18 protein-coding genes are annotated in these 22,915 nt (G+C 39.3%); 17 read left to right on the top strand and 1 reads right to left on the bottom strand.

Going from position 1 to position 22,915, the window contains the following annotated elements; genetic code table 11:
- Window positions 1-8: 8 nt before the first annotated feature.
- The 16 genes from ABWV72_RS07875 to ABWV72_RS07950 all read left to right on the top strand — a co-directional run bounded on the left by ABWV72_RS07875 (window position 9) and on the right by ABWV72_RS07950 (window position 19,563).
- Entirely contained in the window at window positions 9-821 is an 813-nt protein-coding gene (locus ABWV72_RS07875) for an XrtA system polysaccharide deacetylase (RefSeq protein WP_353369916.1), read from the top strand.
- Window positions 822-1,868 (top strand): FemAB family XrtA/PEP-CTERM system-associated protein, encoded by a 1,047-nt coding sequence (locus tag ABWV72_RS07880; RefSeq protein WP_353369801.1) that lies wholly within the window; start codon window positions 822-824, stop codon window positions 1,866-1,868.
- A 6-nt stretch (window positions 1,869-1,874) separates the two neighbouring features.
- Window positions 1,875-3,068 (top strand): TIGR03087 family PEP-CTERM/XrtA system glycosyltransferase, encoded by a 1,194-nt coding sequence (locus tag ABWV72_RS07885; RefSeq protein ID WP_353369803.1) that lies wholly within the window; start codon window positions 1,875-1,877, stop codon window positions 3,066-3,068.
- Window positions 3,065-4,519, top strand: a complete 1,455-nt coding sequence (xrtA, locus tag ABWV72_RS07890) for an exosortase A (RefSeq protein ID WP_353369805.1) — start codon at window positions 3,065-3,067, stop codon at window positions 4,517-4,519. Before ABWV72_RS07885 ends, xrtA begins: the two co-directional genes overlap by 4 nt.
- 45 nt (window positions 4,520-4,564) lie before the next feature.
- Entirely contained in the window at window positions 4,565-5,707 is a 1,143-nt protein-coding gene (locus ABWV72_RS07895; protein WP_353369807.1) for a TIGR03088 family PEP-CTERM/XrtA system glycosyltransferase, read from the top strand.
- A gap of 10 nt (window positions 5,708-5,717) precedes the next feature.
- A complete protein-coding gene (locus tag ABWV72_RS07900; protein ID WP_353369809.1) occupies window positions 5,718-7,616 on the top strand; it encodes an XrtA/PEP-CTERM system amidotransferase in 1,899 nt (632 codons plus the stop codon).
- A gap of 12 nt (window positions 7,617-7,628) precedes the next feature.
- The gene (locus ABWV72_RS07905; protein WP_252729130.1) at window positions 7,629-8,825 is read left to right on the top strand and encodes a TIGR04063 family PEP-CTERM/XrtA system glycosyltransferase; all 1,197 of its coding nucleotides are present in this window, start codon (window positions 7,629-7,631) and stop codon (window positions 8,823-8,825) included.
- A gap of 2 nt (window positions 8,826-8,827) precedes the next feature.
- Window positions 8,828-10,036, top strand: coding sequence for a glycosyltransferase (locus ABWV72_RS07910; RefSeq protein ID WP_353369811.1), 1,209 nt, complete (start codon window positions 8,828-8,830; stop codon window positions 10,034-10,036).
- Window positions 10,037-10,039: 3 nt separating this feature from the next.
- Window positions 10,040-11,398 carry a phenylacetate--CoA ligase family protein gene (locus ABWV72_RS07915; RefSeq protein WP_353369813.1) on the top strand — a complete coding sequence of 453 codons (1,359 nt, stop codon included), beginning with the start codon at window positions 10,040-10,042 and terminating at the stop codon, window positions 11,396-11,398.
- Window positions 11,399-11,477: 79 nt separating this feature from the next.
- A complete protein-coding gene (locus ABWV72_RS07920) occupies window positions 11,478-12,809 on the top strand; it encodes a putative O-glycosylation ligase, exosortase A system-associated (protein ID WP_216048105.1) in 1,332 nt (443 codons plus the stop codon).
- 10 nt (window positions 12,810-12,819) lie between these two features.
- A complete protein-coding gene (locus ABWV72_RS07925) occupies window positions 12,820-13,518 on the top strand; it encodes a tetratricopeptide repeat protein (RefSeq protein WP_216048106.1) in 699 nt (232 codons plus the stop codon).
- Window positions 13,519-13,527: 9 nt separating this feature from the next.
- On the top strand, window positions 13,528-14,520 hold the full coding sequence (locus ABWV72_RS07930; protein WP_353369816.1) for a hypothetical protein: 993 nt from the start codon (window positions 13,528-13,530) through the stop codon (window positions 14,518-14,520).
- Entirely contained in the window at window positions 14,513-15,967 is a 1,455-nt protein-coding gene (locus ABWV72_RS07935) for an oligosaccharide flippase family protein (protein ID WP_353369818.1), read from the top strand. Before ABWV72_RS07930 ends, ABWV72_RS07935 begins: the two co-directional genes overlap by 8 nt.
- A 34-nt stretch (window positions 15,968-16,001) precedes the next feature.
- Window positions 16,002-17,753, top strand: a complete 1,752-nt coding sequence (locus tag ABWV72_RS07940; RefSeq protein ID WP_353369820.1) for an asparagine synthetase B family protein — start codon at window positions 16,002-16,004, stop codon at window positions 17,751-17,753.
- Entirely contained in the window at window positions 17,746-18,672 is a 927-nt protein-coding gene (locus tag ABWV72_RS07945) for a polysaccharide deacetylase family protein (RefSeq protein WP_353369822.1), read from the top strand. Before ABWV72_RS07940 ends, ABWV72_RS07945 begins: the two co-directional genes overlap by 8 nt.
- 72 nt (window positions 18,673-18,744) lie before the next feature.
- Entirely contained in the window at window positions 18,745-19,563 is an 819-nt protein-coding gene (locus ABWV72_RS07950; RefSeq protein ID WP_353369824.1) for a sulfotransferase family 2 domain-containing protein, read from the top strand.
- Between the two features lie 15 nt (window positions 19,564-19,578).
- Here the strand turns inward: ABWV72_RS07950 and ABWV72_RS07955 are convergent, their stop codons facing one another.
- Window positions 19,579-21,156: an ArnT family glycosyltransferase gene (locus ABWV72_RS07955; RefSeq protein ID WP_353369826.1), complete on the bottom strand. Its 1,578-nt coding sequence runs from the start codon at window positions 21,154-21,156 to the stop codon at window positions 19,579-19,581.
- Window positions 21,157-21,460: 304 nt separating this feature from the next.
- On the opposite strand from ABWV72_RS07955, the gene ABWV72_RS07960 reads away from it, so the two are divergent.
- Window positions 21,461-22,900: an oligosaccharide flippase family protein gene (locus ABWV72_RS07960; protein ID WP_353369828.1), complete on the top strand. Its 1,440-nt coding sequence runs from the start codon at window positions 21,461-21,463 to the stop codon at window positions 22,898-22,900.
- Window positions 22,901-22,915 lie beyond the last annotated feature (15 nt).

Below are 22,915 nucleotides of genomic sequence, written 5' to 3' on the forward strand. Positions count from 1 at the left end.
TAAATGCTATGACAGTTGATGTTGAAGATTTTTTTCACGTTTCTGCATTCGACTCAATTATCAAGCCTGAAGACTGGGATCAATATAAACCCCGTGTTGACGCTAATACGCGCAGGTTGCTTGATGTTTTCGCTAAAGCCGATGTGAAGTCTACGTTTTTTGTTCTTGGATGGGTCGCAGAGCTTTATCCGCAACTGATTAAAGATATTCATGCCCAAGGCCATGAAATTGCTAGCCATGGTTACGCACATCGAAGAGCTTATCAGCAGAACCGTAAAGAACTCACTGCCGACATTACCCGCTCAAAAAATCATTTAGAAGATTTAATTGGTGAGCCTGTTATCGGTTATCGGGCACCAAGTTTCTCTATTGGTTATGATAACGAATGGGCGTTTGAAGTGTTAGCAGAGTTGGGCTTTAAATATAGCTCTAGCACTTATCCGGTTAAACATGATTTGTACGGTACACCTGATTGGCCTAGGTTTGCTTACCAACGACCAGAAAATATTATCGAAATTCCTATCCCTACGTTAAAGCTAATGGGCAAACAAATTCCTATTGGAGGTGGGGGCTATTTTCGATTATATCCGTATAAAATGACTCGAATGTTAATGAATCGCTATTTGAGTCAGGAAAAACAACCTTACTCTTTCTATTTTCATCCTTGGGAGATTGATGGTGCGCAGCCAAGATTAACTAATGCCCCATTAAAATCGCGTTTTAGACATTATATCAATTTGGATAAAACCGAGGCAAAATTAGAAAGATTACTGGCAGACTTTAATTGGTCAACGATGAAAGACGTGTATGGAGTAGCATAAGTGACGGAAAACTACCAACTTTGTAAGTTAGGTGACGGTGCGCAAGAGTCGCAAAAATGGAATGATTTTGTAGATAGTATTGATACCGGCACTTTTTTCCATTTAACAGGTTGGAAACGAGTTATTGAGTCGGTTTACGGTCACTCCTGTCATTATATTTATGCAACCATTGATAACACTATTGTCGGCGTTCTACCCTTAGTTGAACAAAAAAGTTTACTCTTTGGTCATGCGCTCATTTCCACGCCATTCTGTGTCTATGGCGGTGTTGCTTCAGACTCTGAAGAGGCCACATTATTTTTAGAAAAGCAGGCTATTGAACTCGCCCATAATCTTGGGGTGGATTATTTAGAAATGCGTTATCCATTTGCGCGCAATAATCCTGATTTAACGGAAAAATGCGCCCACTCCTCTTTTGGTTGGGGGCTCGCTGATACACCAGAAGCGATCTTAGCGGGTATCAAAAAGAAACAAAGAGCCGTTGTTAGGCATTCTTTAAAAAATGATCTTAGTTTTCGTATCGAAGAGGATACTAAAACAGCCTACGATGTGTATTCTGAAAGTGTTCGCAACTTAGGGACGCCAGTATTTCCGAAAAAGTATTTCGCGGCATTAAAACAAGAGTTTGCTGAAAACTGTGACGTATTGACCGTAGAGAAAGACCATAAAGCAGTTTCTTCGGTGCTTAGTTTTTATTACAAAAATCAAGTCTTACCTTTTTATGGTGGAGGCTTGTTTGATGCCAGAGCACTGAAAAGTAATGACTTTATGTATTACCAGTTGATGTGCCATGCGTTGGAAAATAAACAATGCAATTATTTTGATTTTGGTCGAAGTAAAGACGACTCAGGTGCGTTTAAGTACAAACGTACCTGGGGTATGGAACCGGTTGCGTTGCACTATCAATTTCATTTGGTAAAAGCTGAAGCATTACCTAATTTAAGTCCAAATAATCCAAAGTATCAGTTCTTTATCAAAATGTGGCAAAAACTGCCTGTTTGGTTGAGTCGTCGCATTGGACCCTTTCTATCCAAATTTTTGGGATAGAAGCGAATGAATAAGCCGCCGCTGCTTTTTTTGTGTCACCGGATTCCTTTTCCACCCAATAAAGGTGACAAAATTCGTTCGTTTAATATGCTCAAAGTATTGAGCGAACGATTTGATATTTATTTAGGCAGTTTCGTGGATGATCCCTACGATTGGCAATATGCATCAAAGATGGATAAATACTGCAAGCAAGTCTTTCTCATTAATCAGAATAAAACCTGGTCCAAAATCAAAGGATTAACTGCTTTTATTAGCGGTAAGTCAATTTCTGAACCCTATTACGCAAACTCTAAGATGCAACAATGGGTAGATAAAACGTTGCCCCAGCAACAGATTACACAAGTGTTCATCTACTCTTCGGTGATGGCTATGTTTACTTCATCCCATCAACAAAGGATTCATCAGGTTGTCGACTATGTGGATGTAGATTCAGATAAATGGCGACAGTACGCAGACAACAAGACCGGCATCAGTCGTTGGGTTTATCGACGAGAGCATCAGAAATTAAAAAGATTTGAAAATCGAGTTTGCGAGCGTTCGCAGCATGCTTTATTTGTTTCTGATCCTGAAGCTGAGCTATTTAAACAACAATTGCCAACGCTTCAGCATGGCAAAGTACAAGGTTTGTTGAACGGTGTTGACGTGGATTACTTTTCACCTGATAGCGACATTGAAGCGGTAACCGAACAGGTGGATGTGGTATTCACTGGTGCAATGGATTATTGGGCAAATGTCGATGCGGTGATATGGTTTGTCAATCACGTTTGGCCTAGAATCAGAGCGTTGCACCCAAATGCGAATTTTTACGTGGTTGGAGGCAACCCAACTGCGCAGGTTAAATCGTTAAACAATACTAATGGTATTGTGGTTACCGGCAGAGTGAAAGACGTTCGACCCTTTATACGCAGCGCCAAAGTATCTGTGGCTCCTTTACAAATCGCCAGAGGGATTCAGAACAAGGTGTTAGAGGCTTTATCTATGGCTAAGCCCGTAGTGGCAACAAGTATGGCAATAGAAGGGATTGAGGCTAAAAACGAACATATCAGAGTGACTGATGATGCAGAGCAATTTTGTTCAGCGGTTTGTCATTATTTGGATACTCCTGCAGAAGTACCCGAAAATCGACAGTGGATTATGGAAAATTTACAGTGGACTGCCACTATGAGCAAGTTAGCTGGATTATTTAAGGTTGAATTATGACATTTTGGAAAAGTAGTATCTTCAAATATTTAATCGCGATATTTATTGTTTGGGGAGCTGTTTTCTTTGACAGTATTTCGTCAACAGTCGCCATATGGATTCGTTCAGAAACCTTCACCCATTGTTTTATTATTTTACCTATCTGTATTTACCTGATTAAACTTAAATGGACTAAATTAAATAACGCCACACTTCAACCTTCCTATATATCGTTAATTTTTGTAGTCGGCACTATTTTTGTTTGGCTATTTGGCAGCATGGCGCAAGTTTTAGTAATAGAGCAGTTAGCAAGCTTTGCTATGTTACCTATGATGATTTGGTGCGTGATGGGCAATCAGGTCGCGCGTATCCTGCTATTTACATCGTTCTTCTGGCTATTCAGCGTTCCTGCAGGTGAGTTTTTGATTCCCCAGTTACAAGAGTTAACCGCTGATATTACTGTTTTTGCGATCCAATTGACCGGTATTCCAGTATTCCGCGAAGGACTCTATATCGCTATTCCAGGAGGTCTATTTGAAGTGGCGGTAGCCTGTTCGGGGATTCGATATTTAATCGCTTCGTTTACTCTAGGTACGTTGTTTGCGTATTTGAATTATAACGGTCTTAAGAAACGTCTGATTTTTATCCTGTTCTCAATCTTTTTACCATTACTGGCTAATGGAATAAGAGCCTACGGCATAGTGATGATCGCTCATTTGTCGGACATGAAATATGCTACAGGGGTCGACCACCTTATTTATGGTTGGTTATTTTTTGGTTTGGTTATTCTGATTATGTTTACTGTTGGGGGGAGATGGGCTGATCCGCTTCCGAAAACTGAAAAACTAGAAAATGAAGCTGGACCAGATTATCCCGTTTCTTCGATAATCAAACCTGTAGTAGCGTTGGTATTCATACTCGGAGTAAGCATAGGTTATAAATCAGCTTTCGAGAATCCAGTCAGTCCTGTTAACCCAGATTTTGCCGCAAGCTTTAATCTCGATGAGACGTCCAACACTGCAACTTGGTTGCCGATTTTTCATAATCCAACCAGTGTTTATCGTGGCACCAATCGTGACGTTGAATTCTTCATTGCGTATTACAATGCGAATATTCAGGGACAAGAATTGATTAACGGACGCAATAAACTGTATAACATCGAAAAATGGTCAATTGTGTCGGAAGATAGAAACCCAACTTATCGCTCGATGCAAATAATTGATAATTATGGGAATAAACGTTTATTAAGTTATACCTATGTCACTCCATGGCGGGTGACACACAAATCCTTAGAGATTAAATTGGTACAAGCCATTCAGGCGCTGTTTGGTCAGGCTCAAAATGGCTACTTGATTATGTTGTCAGTTCCTGATGACAAGAATGAAAAAACCAAACAAGTGCTAGAGAATATGTCGCAGCAAATTTTTAATGATGAATTGCAATCATTACTGAATGAAAGCAAGACTGAGTGAAGACAATTCTAGCTAAATTGAGATTGAGTAGGGAATAACATCGACATGGATTTCAAAAAGATTCACATCATGCATATCATTTACCGGTTTGACACCGGTGGATTAGAGAATGGTGTGGTCAATCTGATAAATCGTTTAGACTCTCAAAAGTACCAACATACAATTGTTACTTTGAAAGGTTATTCTGAGCTTTTTTGTCAACGTATTCAAACTCAAAACGTCGAATTTTTTGATTTAGCAAAAAAAGATGGTAACGACATAAGTATCTTTTTTAAATTGCGTAAATTATTAAAAAAGCTCAACCCAGATATTCTGCACACTCGTAATACTGCCACTATCGAAAATCAGTTGGTAGGATGGTGGTGCAGGGTGCCATACCGTATTCATGGTGAACACGGTTGGGATGTCAATGATATGCATGGGCAAAACAAAAAATACCAAATGCTTAGGCGCTTTATGAAAACCTATATTCATAAGTATGTTGCGTTATCTACTGAAGCCTTTGATTATTTGCGCGATACGATTGGTGTTTATACTGATGACATCCGACATATTTGTAATGGTGTCGATGTCGATAAATTTACCCCTCAAAATTCTGACCTCAGCTTATTTCCTGAACATTTCGCTACCGAAAACATGCTTGTTTTTGGCACTGTAGGTCGTTTAGCCGAAGTTAAAAATCAACCCTTTTTACTCGAAGCATTCATCGCGCTTGTTGGTCAATTTCCTGAACATAAAGAGCGTCTCCGTTTAGTCATTGTTGGTGATGGCGTGCTGATGGAAAAAATGTTGGCTAGGACACAACAAGTAGATTTGTCATCGCAAGTTTGGTTCGCTGGCAATCGTTCCGAAGTGGCGCAACTAATGAACTGTATGGATGTTTTTGTATTGCCTTCCTTAGCTGAGGGGATTTCGAACACTATTCTTGAAGCATCGGCAAGCGGCTTACCGGTGATTGCCACCAATGTTGGTGGAAATCCTGAATTGATTGCAGCAGATTTAAAAAAGTCACATCTAGTTGAAGTTAATGATATTAACGCACTAGTCTCGGCGATGAGTCAATATGTTAGTTCACCTGAACTTAAGCATAAAAATGGCCTTATCGTAAGAAACCATTGCGTGGCAAACTTTAGTATAGATACAATGGTTGGGAAATATAATGAGCTTTATCAAGCCTTTAGTGGTTGAGGATTAACGAATGTGCGGAATAGCTGGTATTTTTCACCTGTCAGATCAAACCCGAGTTGATGCTGATTTGATTGCAAAGATGAATGATCGACAAATTCATCGAGGACCTGATGCAGGTGATTACTTTTTTGACCCAGGCGTGGCGCTTGCTCACAGACGTCTATCTATTATCGATTTAGAAGGCAGCCCTCAACCGATGTTAAGCGCTGATAAGCGTGCTTGTGTTGTCTTTAACGGCGAAATATACAACTTTAAAGAATTGCATAAAGAGCTTTCTGCTAAAGGTTACACATTCAATACCCATGGTGACACTGAAACTATCCTTAATGCTTGGTTAGAGTGGGGGGAAGAATGTGTACATAAATTAAGAGGGATGTTTGCCTTTGCGATTTGGGATAGACAAAAAGAGTGTTTGTTTATTGCTCGTGACCGTTTAGGCATTAAACCTTTTTTCTACAGTCTATTACCTAGCGGTGAGTTTATTTTCGGCTCTGAATTAAAAGTCATCACAGCTCACCCAGCTTTTAATCGTGATCTTAGAAATACCACTATTGAAGACTACTTCAGCCTAGGTTATGTACCAGAGCCTCACACTATTTATCAAAACGCCTTTAAGTTGTCACCTGGTCACACCTTAATGTTGCACAAAGGTGATAGAGGGTTACCAGAATCTAAAGAGTATTGGGATGTACCTGTAAACTATGACCATCCGCTAGATCAGAAGGAAATCGATGAGCAACTTGTAGAGCGTCTCAAAGAAGCGGTCGATATTCGTATGGTTGCTGATGTACCTTTAGGTTCATTTTTATCCGGAGGCGTAGACTCAAGTGCCGTTGTCGCTATGATGTCGCAGTTGCAAACGGAACCTGTGAATACCTGTGCAATCGGTTTTGATGTAAAAGAATTTAACGAAACAGAATATGCACAATCAGTCGCAGATCGATATAAAACCAATCATCGTGTTGAAGTGGTTGGCCAAGATGATTTTGATTTAGTCGATCAATTAGCGCATTTATACGATGAACCCTATGCAGATAGTTCAGCAATTCCTACATTTAGAGTCTGCGAATTAGCGAGGAAACACGTTACCGTAGCGCTTTCTGGTGATGGTGGCGATGAGTTGTTTGCAGGCTATAGTCGCTACAGAATGCATCAGGCCGAAGAAAAAATTCGTAACTTATTACCTTTGGGTTTGCGCAAGCCAATCTTTGGTCCACTAGGCAAGTTATATCCAAAAGCGGATTGGGCTCCTAAATTTTTGCGGGCTAAAACAACCTTTCAATCCATGGCAATGGATACTGTAGAGGGCTATCACAACACCATGAGTATTCTGCGTGCAGATGATAGAGCCAAACTATTTTCAGAAGACTATAAACAAAGTCTTAATGGTTACACTTCGCTGGAAATCTTCCAAAAATACGGTGATAAAGTTAAACATTTGGATGAAACCAAAATAGCCCAGTATATCGACATGAAAACCTATTTGGTTGGCGATATTTTAACTAAAGTCGACAGGGCTTCCATGGCACATTCTCTTGAAGTTCGAGTGCCAATTATCGATCACAAATTTGTTGAATGGGCGTTTAACGTGCCTACCAATAAAAACCTTGCTAACGGGGGCGGAAAACTCTCATTCAAGAAGGCATTAGAACCGCATCTTCCCCATGATGTTCTGTATCGCAAAAAAATGGGGTTTGCCGTGCCTTTAGCAAATTGGTTTAGGGGGCCTCTGAAAGAACGATTGTATGAAGGGGTTTTATCTAAACAGATGACTGAATCAGGTTATTTCAACAAGTCACAATTACAACGATTGATTAATGATCATATTTCTGGGCGACGAGACAACAGCGCGTCATTGTGGACATTAATGATGTTTGAGTCATTTTTACGTCAACAAAAGGCGCAGTAAGCCGTGAAAATAATGCACATTTTAGATCATTCCATCCCGTTGCACAGTGGTTATACTTTTCGTACTCGCTCTATTTTGAATCAGCAGCGTGCTCGAGGGTGGGAAACTTGTCATGTTACTAGCGCTAAACAAGGGATATGTGAAGCTGAAATTGAAGATGTGGATGGTTTAAGGTTTTATCGAACTAAACCACCTACAGGGTTAAGCAGCAAACTCCCCGTGTTAAATCAATTATCCTTAGTGAACCCTCTGCGAGATCGTATTTTAGAAGCGATTGAAATTGAGAAGCCGGATATTTTGCATGCTCATTCACCGGCCTTAAATGGTTTGGCAGCTATCAAAGCAGCCAACAAAACCGGACTACCTTTAGTCTATGAGATTCGTGCTTTTTGGGAAGATGCAGCGGTTGATCACGGTACCTGTAAAGAAGGCGACTTACGTTATCGTTTGACACAAAAAATGGAAACTCACGTGGTTAATAAAGCGAATGCTGTGACCACTATTTGCCAAGGTCTGCGTCAAGATCTGCTTGCTCGGGGCATTGCAGACAGTAAGATTACCGTTATACCCAATGCAGTCAATATTGAACAATTCAATATTATCACTGAGCGTAATCAAGCATTAGAAAAACAGTACAATTTAAATAACAAAGTGGTGCTGGGATTCCTTGGATCCTTTTACGGTTACGAAGGATTAGACTTAATCGTTGCCGCTTTGCCACAAATTCTTAAAACTATTCCTAATGCTGTATTTTTGTTAGTGGGTGGCGGACCTCAAGAACAGAATTTAAAAAATCAGATTAAACAACTTGGTTTGCAAGAGCATGTGATTATGCCTGGCCGCGTTCCTCATTCTGAAGTAGATAAATATTATAGTTTGGTTGATTTACTTGTTTATCCACGAAAACCCATGCGTTTAACTGAATTGGTGACGCCGCTTAAACCGTTGGAAGCTATGGCGCAAGGGAAACTTGTTCTTGCTTCTGATGTGGGGGGGCACAAAGAATTGATTGAAGACGGCAAAACCGGTTGGTTGTTTGACAGTGGCAATATTGATGCGCTGGCCAATACAGCTATAAAGGTTTTATCAAATCGTGATTCTTGGCCTGCAATGGTTGAGAATGGACGTAATTTTGTGATGCAAATTAGGAACTGGAAAAACTCAGTTGCCAATTATCAGTCTATTTACGAAAATTTACTGAGTAAGTGACAATGAAACGCCCAAGAATTGTTGTCTTGAGTTCTTTATTCCCTAACTCAGTGCGCAAACAATCTGGCTTGTTTGTGCGTGAAAGAATGTTTCGCGTGGCAGAGTATGCCGACATTGAAGTGATAAGCCCTGTTCCATGGTTTCCAGGACAGGGTTTGATTCGGTTTTTCAAACCTAATTATCGCCCTATGCCTGAAAAAAAGGAAGTTCAGCAGGGGATCACCGTTCATTTCCCTCGATTTTTATCTATTCCGAAGTTTTTTCGAAAGTTAGATGGGGCGATGATGGCCCGAGCGGCTTACAAAGTACTCAAAAAATTAGAGCAACAACACAAAATTGATATTATCGATAGCCACTTTACTTATCCTGATGGATTAGCTGCGACTAAACTTGCTAAGCGCATGAATAAAAAAGTCACTATCACATTGCGCGGAACAGAGTTAACCCATAGCAAAGATCCTGATAAGTTGAAGTTAATGCTGCAAGCATGGCAAGACGCTGATCACATGATTTGTGTCGCCGACTCACTAAAACAGCTTGCCGTATCTCTAGGTGCTGATGGGAATAAATTTACGGTTGTAGGGAATGGGGTTGATACCCATAAGTTTTCCGCGATGAGTCCGCATAAAGCGCGACAATTTCTGGCAATCGAAGAAGATGCTAAAGTGCTTATTACGGTAGGCGGTTTGGTCAAACGAAAAGGCTTTCATCGGGTTATTGAATGTCTTCCTGAATTATTAAAAATCTATCCTAATTTGGTTTATCTCATTGTCGGTGGAGCGAGTGCCGAAGGTAATATTGAAGCTGAATTGCGTGCACAGGTCAAAAGGTTAGGGGTGGAGAGTCAGGTTAAGTTTTTAGGTTCACTACCTCCCGATAAGCTCAGTAATCCTCTATCATCTGCAGATCTCTTTGTGCTTTCGACTGCCAATGAAGGTTGGGCCAATGTTATTCTAGAGAGTATGGCCTGCGGTACGCCTGTTATCGCCAGTGACGTTGGCGGTAATAGTGAAGTCATAAATAGTGACGATGTTGGCGAGATAGTGCCTTTTGATGATCATTTGGCGCTGCTGACATCACTCAAAAAAGGCTTAAACAAAGAGTGGGATCGACAGGCTATCGTTGAATATGCACAGCAAAATCATTGGGATACCAGAATGGCTAAAATTATGGATATTTATAACAATTTATTGAGCCCAAAGGAGCACTAGTTTATGTCTGGAATGTATACCAAAATAGTCTCTAATGTGCTGTTTCCTTTGCATGAAAAGCTTAAAAAGCATGATACGGTTAAAATTCGAAAATCGTTAGAAAAGTCCCAGTGGTTTGATAAAGAAACCTTGAAGCAGGAACAATCGAATCGGTTGCAGCGTTTTATCCAAACCGTATATAAAAATGTGCCCTATTATCGTCAAATGTTTGATTCATCGAACATCAGTCCTAATGACATACAAAGCGCCGAAGATCTGGTCAAATTGCCGTTTTTAGACAAAGCCACTATTTCGGCAAATTTTGAAAAACTAAAATCTGAGATTGCCGGTCCTTTAGCGCGATTTAATACTGGAGGTTCAAGCGGTCAGCCTCTCATTTTTTTATTAGGCAATGAACGAGTATCCCACGACGTAGCAGAAAAGTGGCGTGCCACGCGTTGGTGGGATGTGGATATTGGCGATAAAGAGATTGTTGCTTGGGGGTCACCCATTGAGTTAGGAGCGCAAGATAGGGTGCGTTTGATTCGTGATGGGTTGTTTCGCTCTGAATTAATTCCTGCATTTGATATGACCGAACAAAAGCTGTTGTCATTTTTAAAAACCATTCGAGATACTAAACCGAAAATGCTATTTGGTTATCCCTCGGTGTTCGATTTGCTGGCGAAAACCGCTAAGCAACATGGAATGGAAATGAACAATTTAGGCATTAAGGTCGCGTTTGTTACCTCAGAAAGACTTTACCCCTATCAGCGCGAAAGTATTGAACAAGTGTTTGGTTGCCCAGTCGCTAATGGTTACGGTGGTAGAGATGCTGGATTCATTGCTCACCAATGTCCTGAAGGCGGCATGCACTTGTCTTATGAAGATATAGTCGTGGAGATAATCGATCCTCAGGGCAATCCGCTGCCGGCAGGACAATCTGGTGAAATTGTTGTTACCCATATGGGGACATCCGAGTTTCCATTTATCCGCTATCGGACCGGTGATATTGCCATTATGTCCGATAAAAAATGTGCCTGCGGACGCGGTTTACCCATGCTTGAATCAATTGAAGGGCGCAGTACCGATTTTGTTGTAGCTGCAGATGGGACAATTTTGCATGGCCTTTCTCTAATTTATATTCTCAGGGATATCAAAAGCGTCGAAGCGTTTAAAATTGTGCAAGAGTCGATGCAACATACCCATGTGCAAGTTGTATCAAAAAATGGTGAAGTCGATGAGCAGACGCAGAATATTATTATTACCGGAATTCAAGCAAGACTTGGCGCAGAAGTATCTGTTACTGTAGAACCTTTAACCGAAATTGCCCCTGAGAAATCCGGCAAATATCGATATGTAATCAGCAAAGTGAGCGTAACATGATAGACAGTTTGTATCTTATGGCTGATATTGCAGCTATTTGTTATATGTTTTGGTGGTCGAGTATGCAGGATGATGACTGATGCGTGATCTGCTCCTTGTTGGTTTCCTATTTGTTGCCATTTATTACAGTTTTAAACGTCCCTATATTGGCACGGCTGCATGGGTGTGGATTGCACTTACCGCACCGGCAAAATGGGCGTTTGGTTTTTCTAGTCACTTTCGTTTGAATCTAACCATAGTGGTTATCACTGCGCTTTCGTATATCATCGTCCAAAAGTATAAACAATGGAAATTCAATGGCTTAACTTTTTGGGTGTTACTATTTGCCCTGTGGACACTGCTTTCCACTGCGACGAATCAGACATCCTATTCTTATTTCGTTTGGGATTATTGGAATCAATTTATTAAAGTAATCCTACTTTACTTTTTTATCACCTTAACTATCTATAAGCGACTGCACATAAATACAATGGTTTGGGCTATTGTATTGGCGATATCCTCCTTTGCAGCAATGGAGGCTGTTAAATTCATGTTATCTGGTGGTAGCCACCGAATTGTGGGTAAGGCAGGAATTATTCACGATCGGAATGATTTAGCAGTAGCGATAAATATGTGTATACCACTGGTTATTTATCTGATCTCAGTGACTGAAAATTTTGTAGTAAAACGTGGCTTAAAGATCATCTTATTACTCAATATATTGGCTATTATTGGTACGTATTCTCGTGGCGGATTTATTGGTTTGGTGATTCTTGGTGCAGCGTTTTGGTGGACTTCAAAGCGCAAATTTTTGTATGGGGTAATAGCCGCAATCATCATCCCAGTCTTTTTTGCTTTTGCTCCAGGAGAATGGAAAGAAAGGCAAAATACGGTGTCAACTGCTGCGAGTGAAGATGGCTCGTTTATTGGTAGATTATGGGCTTGGAAAATTTCTACTTTAATTGCTTTGGATAACCCTTTCACTGGAGGTGGTTTTCATGCGGTTAAAGATACTCCGTTATGGCGTTACTATGCGCCAATGACACCGAATTTTGGGCCAATAGAAACACCGCCAATTCCGCCTAAACTGGGTGCAAAGGCAGCTCATAATATTTACATGCAGGTGCTGGGTGATCATGGGTTTGGCGGTTTGTTTATCTTTTTGATGATACTCTTGGGTACACTAAGGATGAATTTTAAAAATAAAAAATGGGCAGAACAAAATAATGAAGTATGGCTAGTTAATTTAAGTAAGGCGCTGACGCTGACACTCGTTGGATATTGTATTACTGGTGGTAATGTGAGTTTGGCTTATTTTGATTTATTTTATACGATAGTTGGTGTGGTTTGCGCAATTTCAATTCATATAGTGAATGCCAAGAAAGTGACCGAAAATCGGTCGACAGTAAAACAACCTATTAAACAGATATAAGAACTTAAATATGGCTAAAATTAAAATAACGAAAACGACACTGATACAGTCAGTGCTTTTTGCTTTGTTGGCTTTTGGGCCAATTGCTGAAGCCTTTGCTAAATCTGATTGTATGAAAATGGGGTGGAGGCGTGGTAAGCCATTTGACTATTATGCGGCAGAAACGCGACAAAGTACCGGAACATACCGAGGGGGGTTATTATACTTAGTAGAATCAGCCCACTTTACTAAAAAGGTGCGACGATTAATAGAAGGTAGCACCAGTAAACAACCTGGTGATTTATTATTTGTGCTGGGGTCAATACCTAACCATCCTGTTGCTCTAGATGCTTATGCTCGCTATGAATATCAGTGGGAAAATTCCCGCTCTTTCAAAGCTAGTTTAAATACAGATGAACCTAAATATGACGCTGGATGCTTTTTTGAACGAGCCGCTAAAATTTATCCAGGACAAGCCTCTACCTATTTAACCTGGGGAATTTATTATTATCGCCGAGGTGAGCATCAGAAAGCCTTAGAAAAATTCTTGGAGGCTGACAAACTTTCACCAGGATCTGCAGAGGCAAAATATAACGTTGGGCTTGCATATGCTGAAGTAAACGATCTTGCCAATGCTAAAAAGTATGCCGAAGCAGCCTACAAATTGGGCTATCCTTTACCGGGTTTAAAAATGAAGATCGCTGAGTTAGAAAAAGCACAAAATAACTAGGAGTTGAGGGTGTCTAAGAAACTGATGTTGTCAGGAGGCTGTTTACGTTCAAATGGTTTTGAGTTGGGGGAAGGTAAATATTATGGAAAGGCCAGTTTAGTATTATTGGATCTAGAGTCTGGAGAGTTTTCTCAAATACTCACAAAAACGGAAGGCGGCGATAATTATCCAGATGAACATCCTAATTTACAATTTACAGCGGGGTGTATCGATGGCGATAAATTATGGTTGCCAACAGACACAGAAGTTCACTGTTATAGCTTGCCTGATTTAAAGCTATTGTCTGTTTTTTCTCACCCGTGCTTTCATAATATTCATTCAGCCCACGTTTTAAACGGCGATCTTGTTGTTACGTCTACAGGTCTAGATAACGTTGTTGTTATGGATATTGAGAGTGGAGAAATTAAATCAATTTTAAATACACAAGGGAAAAACCCTTGGCATAGATTTGATAAAGCGGTTGATTATCGATTAGTTCATTCTACTCGTCCACATGATAGCCATCCTAATTTTGTATTCAAAATTGGAGATGATTTATGGGCTACGCGCTGTACCCAAGAAGATGCTGTGAACTTGTCTAATCCTGATGATGTGATTGATATCAGTTTAGGGGGCGATGTTAGTGTCCATGATGGTATTTGGTATGACAACAAGTTGATATTTACCCGTGTAGATGGAAACCTGGTTTTTTGTGATCCAATCGAAAAGAAAGTCATCGAGACTTATGATCCCTTTGGCGGGGCATTAAATCGACCTATGGGCTGGTGCCGAGGTTTACATGTTGAAGGCGATATTTTTTATGTCGGCTATTCAAAATTACGCAAAACAAATCTGAAATCAAAAATTAAGTTTCTGTCAAAAGGAAATTTTAAATATTCCTCTGGTAACAATTCATTAGTGGTCGCATTAAATATACGCACACGGAAAGTCGAAAAAGTTTATTCATCGCCTGATGGTCTAATCGACGCTATCTACGGGATTTTGCCTTTCAATTATGACTGAGACAGTTAAGACCAATACGCTTTTTAGTATTATCTGGTCTATTTTATCTAAATGGGGTTCTAAACTGATTGGAATGGTGAGCACATTTGTACTCGCCAGACTTTTGGCTCCAGCTGATTTTGGTATTATTGCAATGGCGACCATTGTCGTTGCCTTGCTAGAGTCAATGACTCAGGCTGGTTTGAATCTTTATATATTAAGATATAAAGAACATGATACTCGTGTTTTTAACGCCGCATGGACCGTTGGGATTATCCAGGCTTTTGTCATTGCAATTCCTCTAGTGATACTTGCCCCATTTATATCTGATTTTTATAATCAACCTGTACTTACTGAGGTTATTTATTGCTTAGCGCTTGTTCGGGTTATTCAAGGATTAAATAATTTTGGAATTATAATCGCCCAAAAGGAAATGAACTTTAAAGTCGATTTTGTGTTAACCATATGGACTCGATTAAGTTATCTTACCGCTACAATAGGCTTTGCGTGGTATTTGCAGAGCTTTTGGGCGCTAGTGTTTGGTCAATTGATATCTTCAGTGTTTGGCTGCGGTTTAAGTTATTTTTTACATCCATTTCGACCGAAATTTAGTTTGTATAACTGGCGGGACATGCTCAAATACTCTAAGGCTACCGTACCATTGAGCATTGCTAGATATATTAATAATCAGGCTGATGTTGCTATTGTTGGAAGAGTTGCCTCTGCGCAATTTTTAGGTTTTTATCATATTGCAGTTAATCTAGCCGGTTTATTCACAAAAGAATTGCTGATGCCAGTGATCCGCGGCCTAATACCTAATTTATCGGTACTTAGAGAAAGCGCTAACTTCAAAGACATATTATTAGTCACATTTGCTGCTGCTGTTTATGTTTTTCTACCTGTTGGTATTGGATTATCAATGGTTGCACAAGAGTTTGTGCCGGTATTTTTAGGCGATAAATGGCTTGCCGCAATTCCACTGCTACAGTGGTTTAGCTTATATGCGATGATTGGCGGTATAATGATGTTTTTTAGTGAGCAGTTTTTGGTCATGATGGAAAAAGAAGTCGTTTCCAATCGATTGATGTGGGCTCGGAATATCATTTTAATTACCACTATTGTATTGACGCTTTCTTATGGACAAGTTTCTGACTTGCCTAAAATGTTGTTCTTTAGTGCTCTGGTAGCTTTACCAATGGTATTAGTGAGTATCAGTCGTGAATTAGAAATAACTTTAAAACGTATTTTATACAGCTGGTGGCCAGCATTGACAGGAGCTTTCGTGATGTTTGTTGTCTTGCAGTTATTCCCTGTGCTTGATTGGCCTTTGTTTATAGTGTTGCTAGCCAAAGTTGCCCTCGGTGGGGTTAGCTATTTAGCCACTATTGTGTTGCTTTTTGTGGTTCGAGGTCGACCTGAAAATACACTGGAAAGCCTAGTGTTTAATAAAGCTTTTGGGTATAACTAACTTTGTTTCGTAATTTTTTAAAGGATAAATCAGCGTGCAATTAGCGGATTGGTATCAAATAGCCGATGGCAGTGAATTTGAGTTGTTCGTTCATCATCACAAGCAGACAAGTGCTTATACTTCACCAGAAGGCAACATCATCTTTCATGGTTATGTTTTGTTAAATGGTCTTAAAGCAGACTCCAAATCTGTTTTAGAGGCGTATTTAGCAAGCGCTTCGCTATCCGCTTTTTATCAACAGTTATCAGGTCAGTTTTGGATGGTTATCTATGAAAAAGACCAACCAGCTATTGTGTTAACAGACCACCTAGCCACTAAACCATGCTTTTATTTTAAGTTGGGCAACAAACTTTATATTAGTGATTCGTTAAAAGCCATTAAAGCGCTTGAAAACGTCTCATTACAAATAAACAAACAAGCTTTATACAATTATATTTATTTCCACTGTATCCCTGCACCTACTACAGTTTATGAAAACGTATTTAAAATTGAACCGGGTAAAGCTATATATTTTGGCTCTGACGGTATTGTAAATAGTGAGTTACTTTATTGCCCTGAATTCGCCACACAACTTGATGATCCTGAAGCTGCGTTAAAAACATGCTTAAGTACTATTGAAACCGCCGTAGAATCTCATTCAAGCGATAATGTTGGTGCTTTTTTAAGTGGCGGATTAGACAGCTCAACTGTGGCAGGTATGCTGGCTAAAATTCAAGGCAAAAAGGACACACCTGAAAAAGCGAAGACCTTTTCAATTGGCTTTAAAGTGCCGGGTTATGACGAAACAGAATATGCACTCATCACTGCTAAGCATTTCGATACAAATCATGAAGTCTTGTATTTAAAACCAGAAGAAGCCGCTAAAGAATTTGTTAAAGTGGCACAATTTTTTGATGAACCATTTGGTAATTCTTCAGCAATGGCTGCTTATTTTTGTGCAACATTCGCTAAAAACAAGGGCATAGACGTGTTGCTTGCAGGTGATGGTGGCGATGAGTTTTTTGCCGGTAATGAGCGCTATGCAAAACAAAAAGTATTTGAGCATTATACGAAGTTACCAAAATGGTTGGCGAATGGTTTAGATTTTCTGCTGAATAACCAACTCACACGTAAACTTCCATTGTTCAAAAAAGTAGCTAGCTATATTGCCCAAGCTAAAGTTGCTTTGCCTGGTCGACTGCAAACTCATAATTTTGTTAATCAGCTAGGGAATGACGCTATTTTTACTGCGGCAATACTTGAGCAAGTAGATGTTAATCAGCCAGCTGAACAGCTGAAAAGTCGTTTTAAGGATTGTAAAAGCGAGCATCCTGTAGATGGCATGTTATATCTGGATTGGAAGTTCACATTGGCCGATAATGATTTGGTTAAAGTGAATAAAATGTGCGAGTTGGCCGGTGTTGAGGTACGTTATCCTTTAATCGATAAAAATATTGTTGATTTCAGTTGCACCATTCCTGCCGATGTTAAATTACCTGGTAAAACCTTACGCGATTTTTATAAGAAAACCTGCAAAGGATTCTTACCTGATGAGACCCTCAATAAAAGCAAACATGGTTTTGGCCTGCCATTTGGTGTTTGGATGAATGAAAACCAAACATTAAAAGATTTAACGATACAAGCATTAAACAGCTTTAAAAAGCGTAATATCGTTAAGCAAAGTTTAGTTGAAAAGGCCCTAGAGTCTCATGGCAGTGTTCACGCTGGCTATTACGGCGAGCTTATTTGGATCATGGTGGTGTTAGAGTTGTGGTTGCAAAAAGAAGCCGAGGATTTCCGTGCATAGTATTTTAGGGGCGATAAACAAAATAATTGGTGGTAACAAGCTCAGTATTTTAATTTACCATCAGGTATTAGAAGAATTTGATCCAATGCGCCCCTATGAAGTCACTGCCGATGTTTTTAATTGGCATATGAAGCTGATTAACCAACATTTTTCACCTATTAGTCTTTCAGAAGCTGCAAAACACATACAAAACAATACACTGCCTAAGCGTGCCATATGTGTCACTTTCGATGACGGTTATTTGAATAATCTAACCGTTGCCCAACCAATTCTGGCGAAGTACAAAATTCCTGCGACTGTCTATGTAGCCACGGCCTTTACTGAGGGCGCTGATATGTGGAATGACAGGGTATTGGATTTATTCAAGGACGTTGCATTGGAGAGCTTGCTAATCGAAGATGAAATGGTAGCCTTAGGTGATTGGGCGAACCGTAATAAACTAGCAGAAGCCCAATTGATGCGGCTTAAATATATGCCCATTGAAGCGCGTTTAGCTGGTGTACAAAAGTTGTATGATGATAATAATTTGTCAGATCCTGAACCGCGAATGATGAATGCGTCGCAAGTCAAACAACTAGCACAATGCGGTGTTGAAATTGGCGGGCATACGGTTAACCATCCTATTCTTAAAGTACTTTCTAGAGAACAACAGTTTGAAGAAATTAACCAATGCAAAAAGCAATTGGAAGATTGGACAGGCAAACCTGTAAAACACTTTGCCTACCCTAATGGTTCATATGGCAAAGATTTAACCGATGAAACCGTTGCTCTTGTTAAACAGGCGGGTTATGAAACTGCTGTAGTAACTGACTGGGGCACTTCCAGCCATGGTGACGACCTGCTAAGGCTTAAACGCTTCACACCTTGGGATACATCACCGTTTAAATTTCACGCACGTTTAGTGAAGTCACGCATTTAAAACAATTTTTTCTTTTGCATAAGCTCTCCTAGTCTTATAATGTGGCTTTTTGATACGTAAAAGTTGTAAATTATGTTCATATCAGATGAAGTCGTTTTCGTAGAGCTTCACAAAACAGCCTGTACTCATATAGATAATCTTATGTGTAAAATCTTGCACGGTAAACTTGAAGGGAAGCATAATAAAGCCTATTCCGAGCTGTTTAATGGAAAGCGTCAGTTTATCGGCTCTATTCGTAATCCTTGGGATTGGTATGTTTCTTTATGGGCATTTGGGTGTGAAAAAAAGGGCGGTTTGTACAAACATGTAACTGATAGGTCAATAAATTTGACGGGTATCAGTATTAAAGATGGGGTCAACGCTTTTGGTTTATCGTTATTAGGTAAATTAACCAAAAAAACGAGTGAGTGGGAAGCATCTTATAAAGATGTGAACGATCCCGCTTGTTTTAAACGCTGGCTTAAGCTTTTACATGATCCTCGCCGTAGCTTTGATTTTGGGGAAGGTTATGGTGCGGCTCCAATGCATAATTTTGCAGGGTTGCTGACATATCGTTATTTTAATTTATTTTGCAGTATTGCGTCAGATATTAAGCCATTTTCAAAGCAAACAAGCCTAAGCGAACTTGTTCAGTATGATAAAGAAAACTGTTTTATTGATAGCTTTATACGCAATGAAAACTTAGAAAGTGATTTTTTAGTTGGCCTTGAAAAAGCAGGTATCAGTATTACTGAACAACATCGAGAAATCATTTTTTCGAGCAATAAAACCAATGTTTCTCAACATGATCGAAATACCGCGCAGTTTTTTGATGAAGAAGCCAACCGAATAATTCTAAATAGAGAAAAATTCATAATTGAAAAGTTTGGTTATAAATCGCCTTTGAGTTAACTCGGTATGTAACTTCTAATTTTGATTCAAAGCGTTAAGGTCAACTTTATACAACCTAATTATTAGGTTGTTCTCGGAACTTGAACTCGTAGCTTGAAACAATTGTGTAAATGCCTGAGGGTTTTGTTCTACCATATATTCAGCAGGCTCACTCATCCTTCCAAATTTGTCATAGGTAACTAAATACTCAGTTCGATATTTTAACATTCGTGCAATGCTTTGCTTGTTGTCAGGGTCGTTAAGCAGAGGTATTGACCGTCTTTGCAGAACATAGGGCAGTACACCCCAGTCTACCGTAGCTATAACTGCATCTAATGGTAATTCTTGGTGCGCAAATTCTGATAGTCTCGTAATTAGATCTTGCTCATTTTGAAGTTTGTCTTTTTGACCATGTATTTTGGCTAGATTCGGTAGTGATAAAAGCATTAGCACGCACACAATTGTAATCGCACTATATTGAGCAGGCTTTTTTAGCCCCTTTAAAGCCTTCATTGAGGCAATTGTTTTAATACCAAAACCAAGCATAATCACTATGAATGGCAGCATTGGAATCCAATATCGATACACAATGTGTAAATTTTTATTCAATAATATATCTTTACTAATAAAGACTAATGAAAACCCAACGTATAGAAGTTCAAGTTTATTAGCTCGTTTGGCCCAAGGTCTAACACCAACGCCTATTAGTAGTAACATGGTGACTGTAATGATATGCCTATTCAGAGTGCTCACACCACCGTACCAAGATTCAAATAAACCCCCAACAAACATACTCGTTCGATACAAGGGGAACTGCCAGGCGGCTTCAACGACTTCTGACGAGGCATTGCCAGGTAATCCTTTGGCGTAGATGCTTAGTCCTTTTAAACCAAAAAAGTAGCCATTGGCCATATTAAATGTATCTGGTGTATGAGCCAAATAGTTGCGTAATGTCCATAATACAAAAGGTAAACAAACAGCACCTCCTATTACCAGCATTTTGAACACTGATAGCGTTAATGTGTCTTTATTATATTGATACACATGGATGAGTAACGCTAAGCCTAAGGCACCGCAAAAAAACAATCCTTGAAGGCGAACTAACGACGAAAACGCCACTAAAGCACAGCATGCTAGTAAAAAACCTTTGTGTCCACTTTGATCATAATGACGCCAACAGAGCAAAGCCGCTATGGTGATGGATAAAAATAATGTGTCTGAAATTAAGGCATAAAAGTGAATCATCACAATACCACTACAGATCACAAAAAATGGCGCAAAGAAACCAACGACACCATACTTAGCAACTGAGAAATAACGAGCTACTCCCCAAATTCCTAAAAGTGAAATAACGCCCATAAACCCTTGGAGTACCCAAAAATTTTCACCGGCTAAAAACAATGGAACACTTATGACAATGGAGGTGCCCGGATAATATTGGAGATTAGGCTGAAAGTTAAACCAATAGCGAAAAGTGTCGAGCATGGTTGTAGCAGTACCGAGATAATAACCTGAATCTGGGTATTGCAACCACGCACTAGGGATGGTCCAAAGCAAATAGGCACTCAAAATTGTAAGTAGTATTTTTTGTATAAATGATAATTTTTCTATCACTTTGCCATCCTAATTAATTACCAACATACAGAAAACTAACTTTGTACTGAGATTTCAACTTTCGGGTTAAGTTGTATCATTAGCAACATCATCTTTCCTTGAAACGACATTTCAAATAGGTTGATTGAAAATATATATCCCTCAAATCACATATATAATAATATGCTTTTACCTATTTAATACACTTTTATACATCTTAAAGAGTAAATTCATATCGAAGCTCTGTTTGTTACACTTTAACAGAATAAAGTGTTAACTTTACCCACTATTTTAGCCATTTTTGAACAATGACAAGAGGAACAAAGTGTCACATAAAGGGGCATTGAAAATACTTAAAAACGCGAAGTATTTGTACATGGCTTTGCTCATGTCACAAGGCTTACGATTTGTTTATATGCTCATCTTGGCGCGTTTACTCGGTGCTGAATTATATGGCGTACTTACTTATGGCCAGTCTTGGTATTTGATGTTTTTACCGCTCACTGGGTTGGGGTTGGGGGCTATGCTCTCAAGAGAAGTTGGGAAAGATAGGCAAAATGCGAAATCAATAGTCGATTTGGTAGCCTCTATTCGAATCATTGCGGTTGGTGTAATTGCTTGTATTTCTGTGGCTTCAGGTATTTACTATGCTGAAAATGAGTTTTTTGCCACACTACTGGTTATTTTTTCTGTAGCGCTGTTAGGTAAAGCAATGGTGCTTTGGTCTAATCAGATGTTTCAAGCATTTGAATCAACACATATTATTTTTAAAATTGAGCGTGTTTTCAAACCAAGTGAAATACTGATTAGTATTGCAGTTGCAATAATTACTCAAAATATATTATTAATTGCTATTGTCCATGCGATTGGGCAAATGATCCAAGGTGCTGTAAGTATTTATTTTGTTAATAAAGGCTTATGCAAAGTTGAATTAGTATTTCTACCGCAAAAAATGATATCGACAGTGACGAGATTATTTCCATTAGCCATTGCGGTGGCTGCTGGGCAGTTTTTGTTCTACGGTCCGGTCGTGTTAGCAAAAGAATCGTTTAGCTCTGCTGTTTCGCTTGGCAATTTTTCGGTTTTAATCCAGCTTTTTATTGTTGTTATTGCGGTTTTTTCTTCGGTAACTAACGCAGCACTTCCCGCTTTAAGTCGTTCTGCTTCGAATAATCGAAGTAATTTAAGTTTATTTTGTCGCATCGCGATCTATTCGGCATGTATGTGCGGCTTATTATTGTATGTTGCTTCATCCATATTCGGTTCAAATTTATTGGTTATGATTTTTGGTCAAAAATTCTTAGTTGCGGGAGAATATCTAGCTCTCATGATGCTGGTTTTAATACCTGCAACAGCAACCAATTTGTTAAATAGTGTACAAATTTCGTTAGAGCACAATGTTAAAGTACTGATCACAAATTTGTTTGGTGTGGCGACATTGATTTTCAGTTTACCTTGGTTTGTCTCTGAATTTGAATTTTCTGGAGCGTTATACAGCTTATTGGCTGCATTTTCGGTTTCTGCGATTATCGGTATAACCTTTTTAACTAGGGAATTTATAATTAGCATTAAAGACGCTTTCATCATGCCTGCTTTGTTATTGGGGGGATTCGCATTATTCAATATGGTTGGAGAAAGCATAAATCATGAGAATATTGCTATGTCGCTTGGTTTTTTAATTTCGCTTATCGTTTTATGGTTTGTTGGGATCAACGTAAAAGAAAGAAAAATCGTAAAACTTAAGCTATTTAAGTCTAATTTTTAAATTGGAAAGAGCGAT

Origin of the sequence: Aliiglaciecola sp. NS0011-25 (assembly GCF_040370605.1) — a bacterium.
GTDB classification, from domain to species: domain Bacteria; phylum Pseudomonadota; class Gammaproteobacteria; order Enterobacterales; family Alteromonadaceae; genus Aliiglaciecola; species Aliiglaciecola lipolytica_A.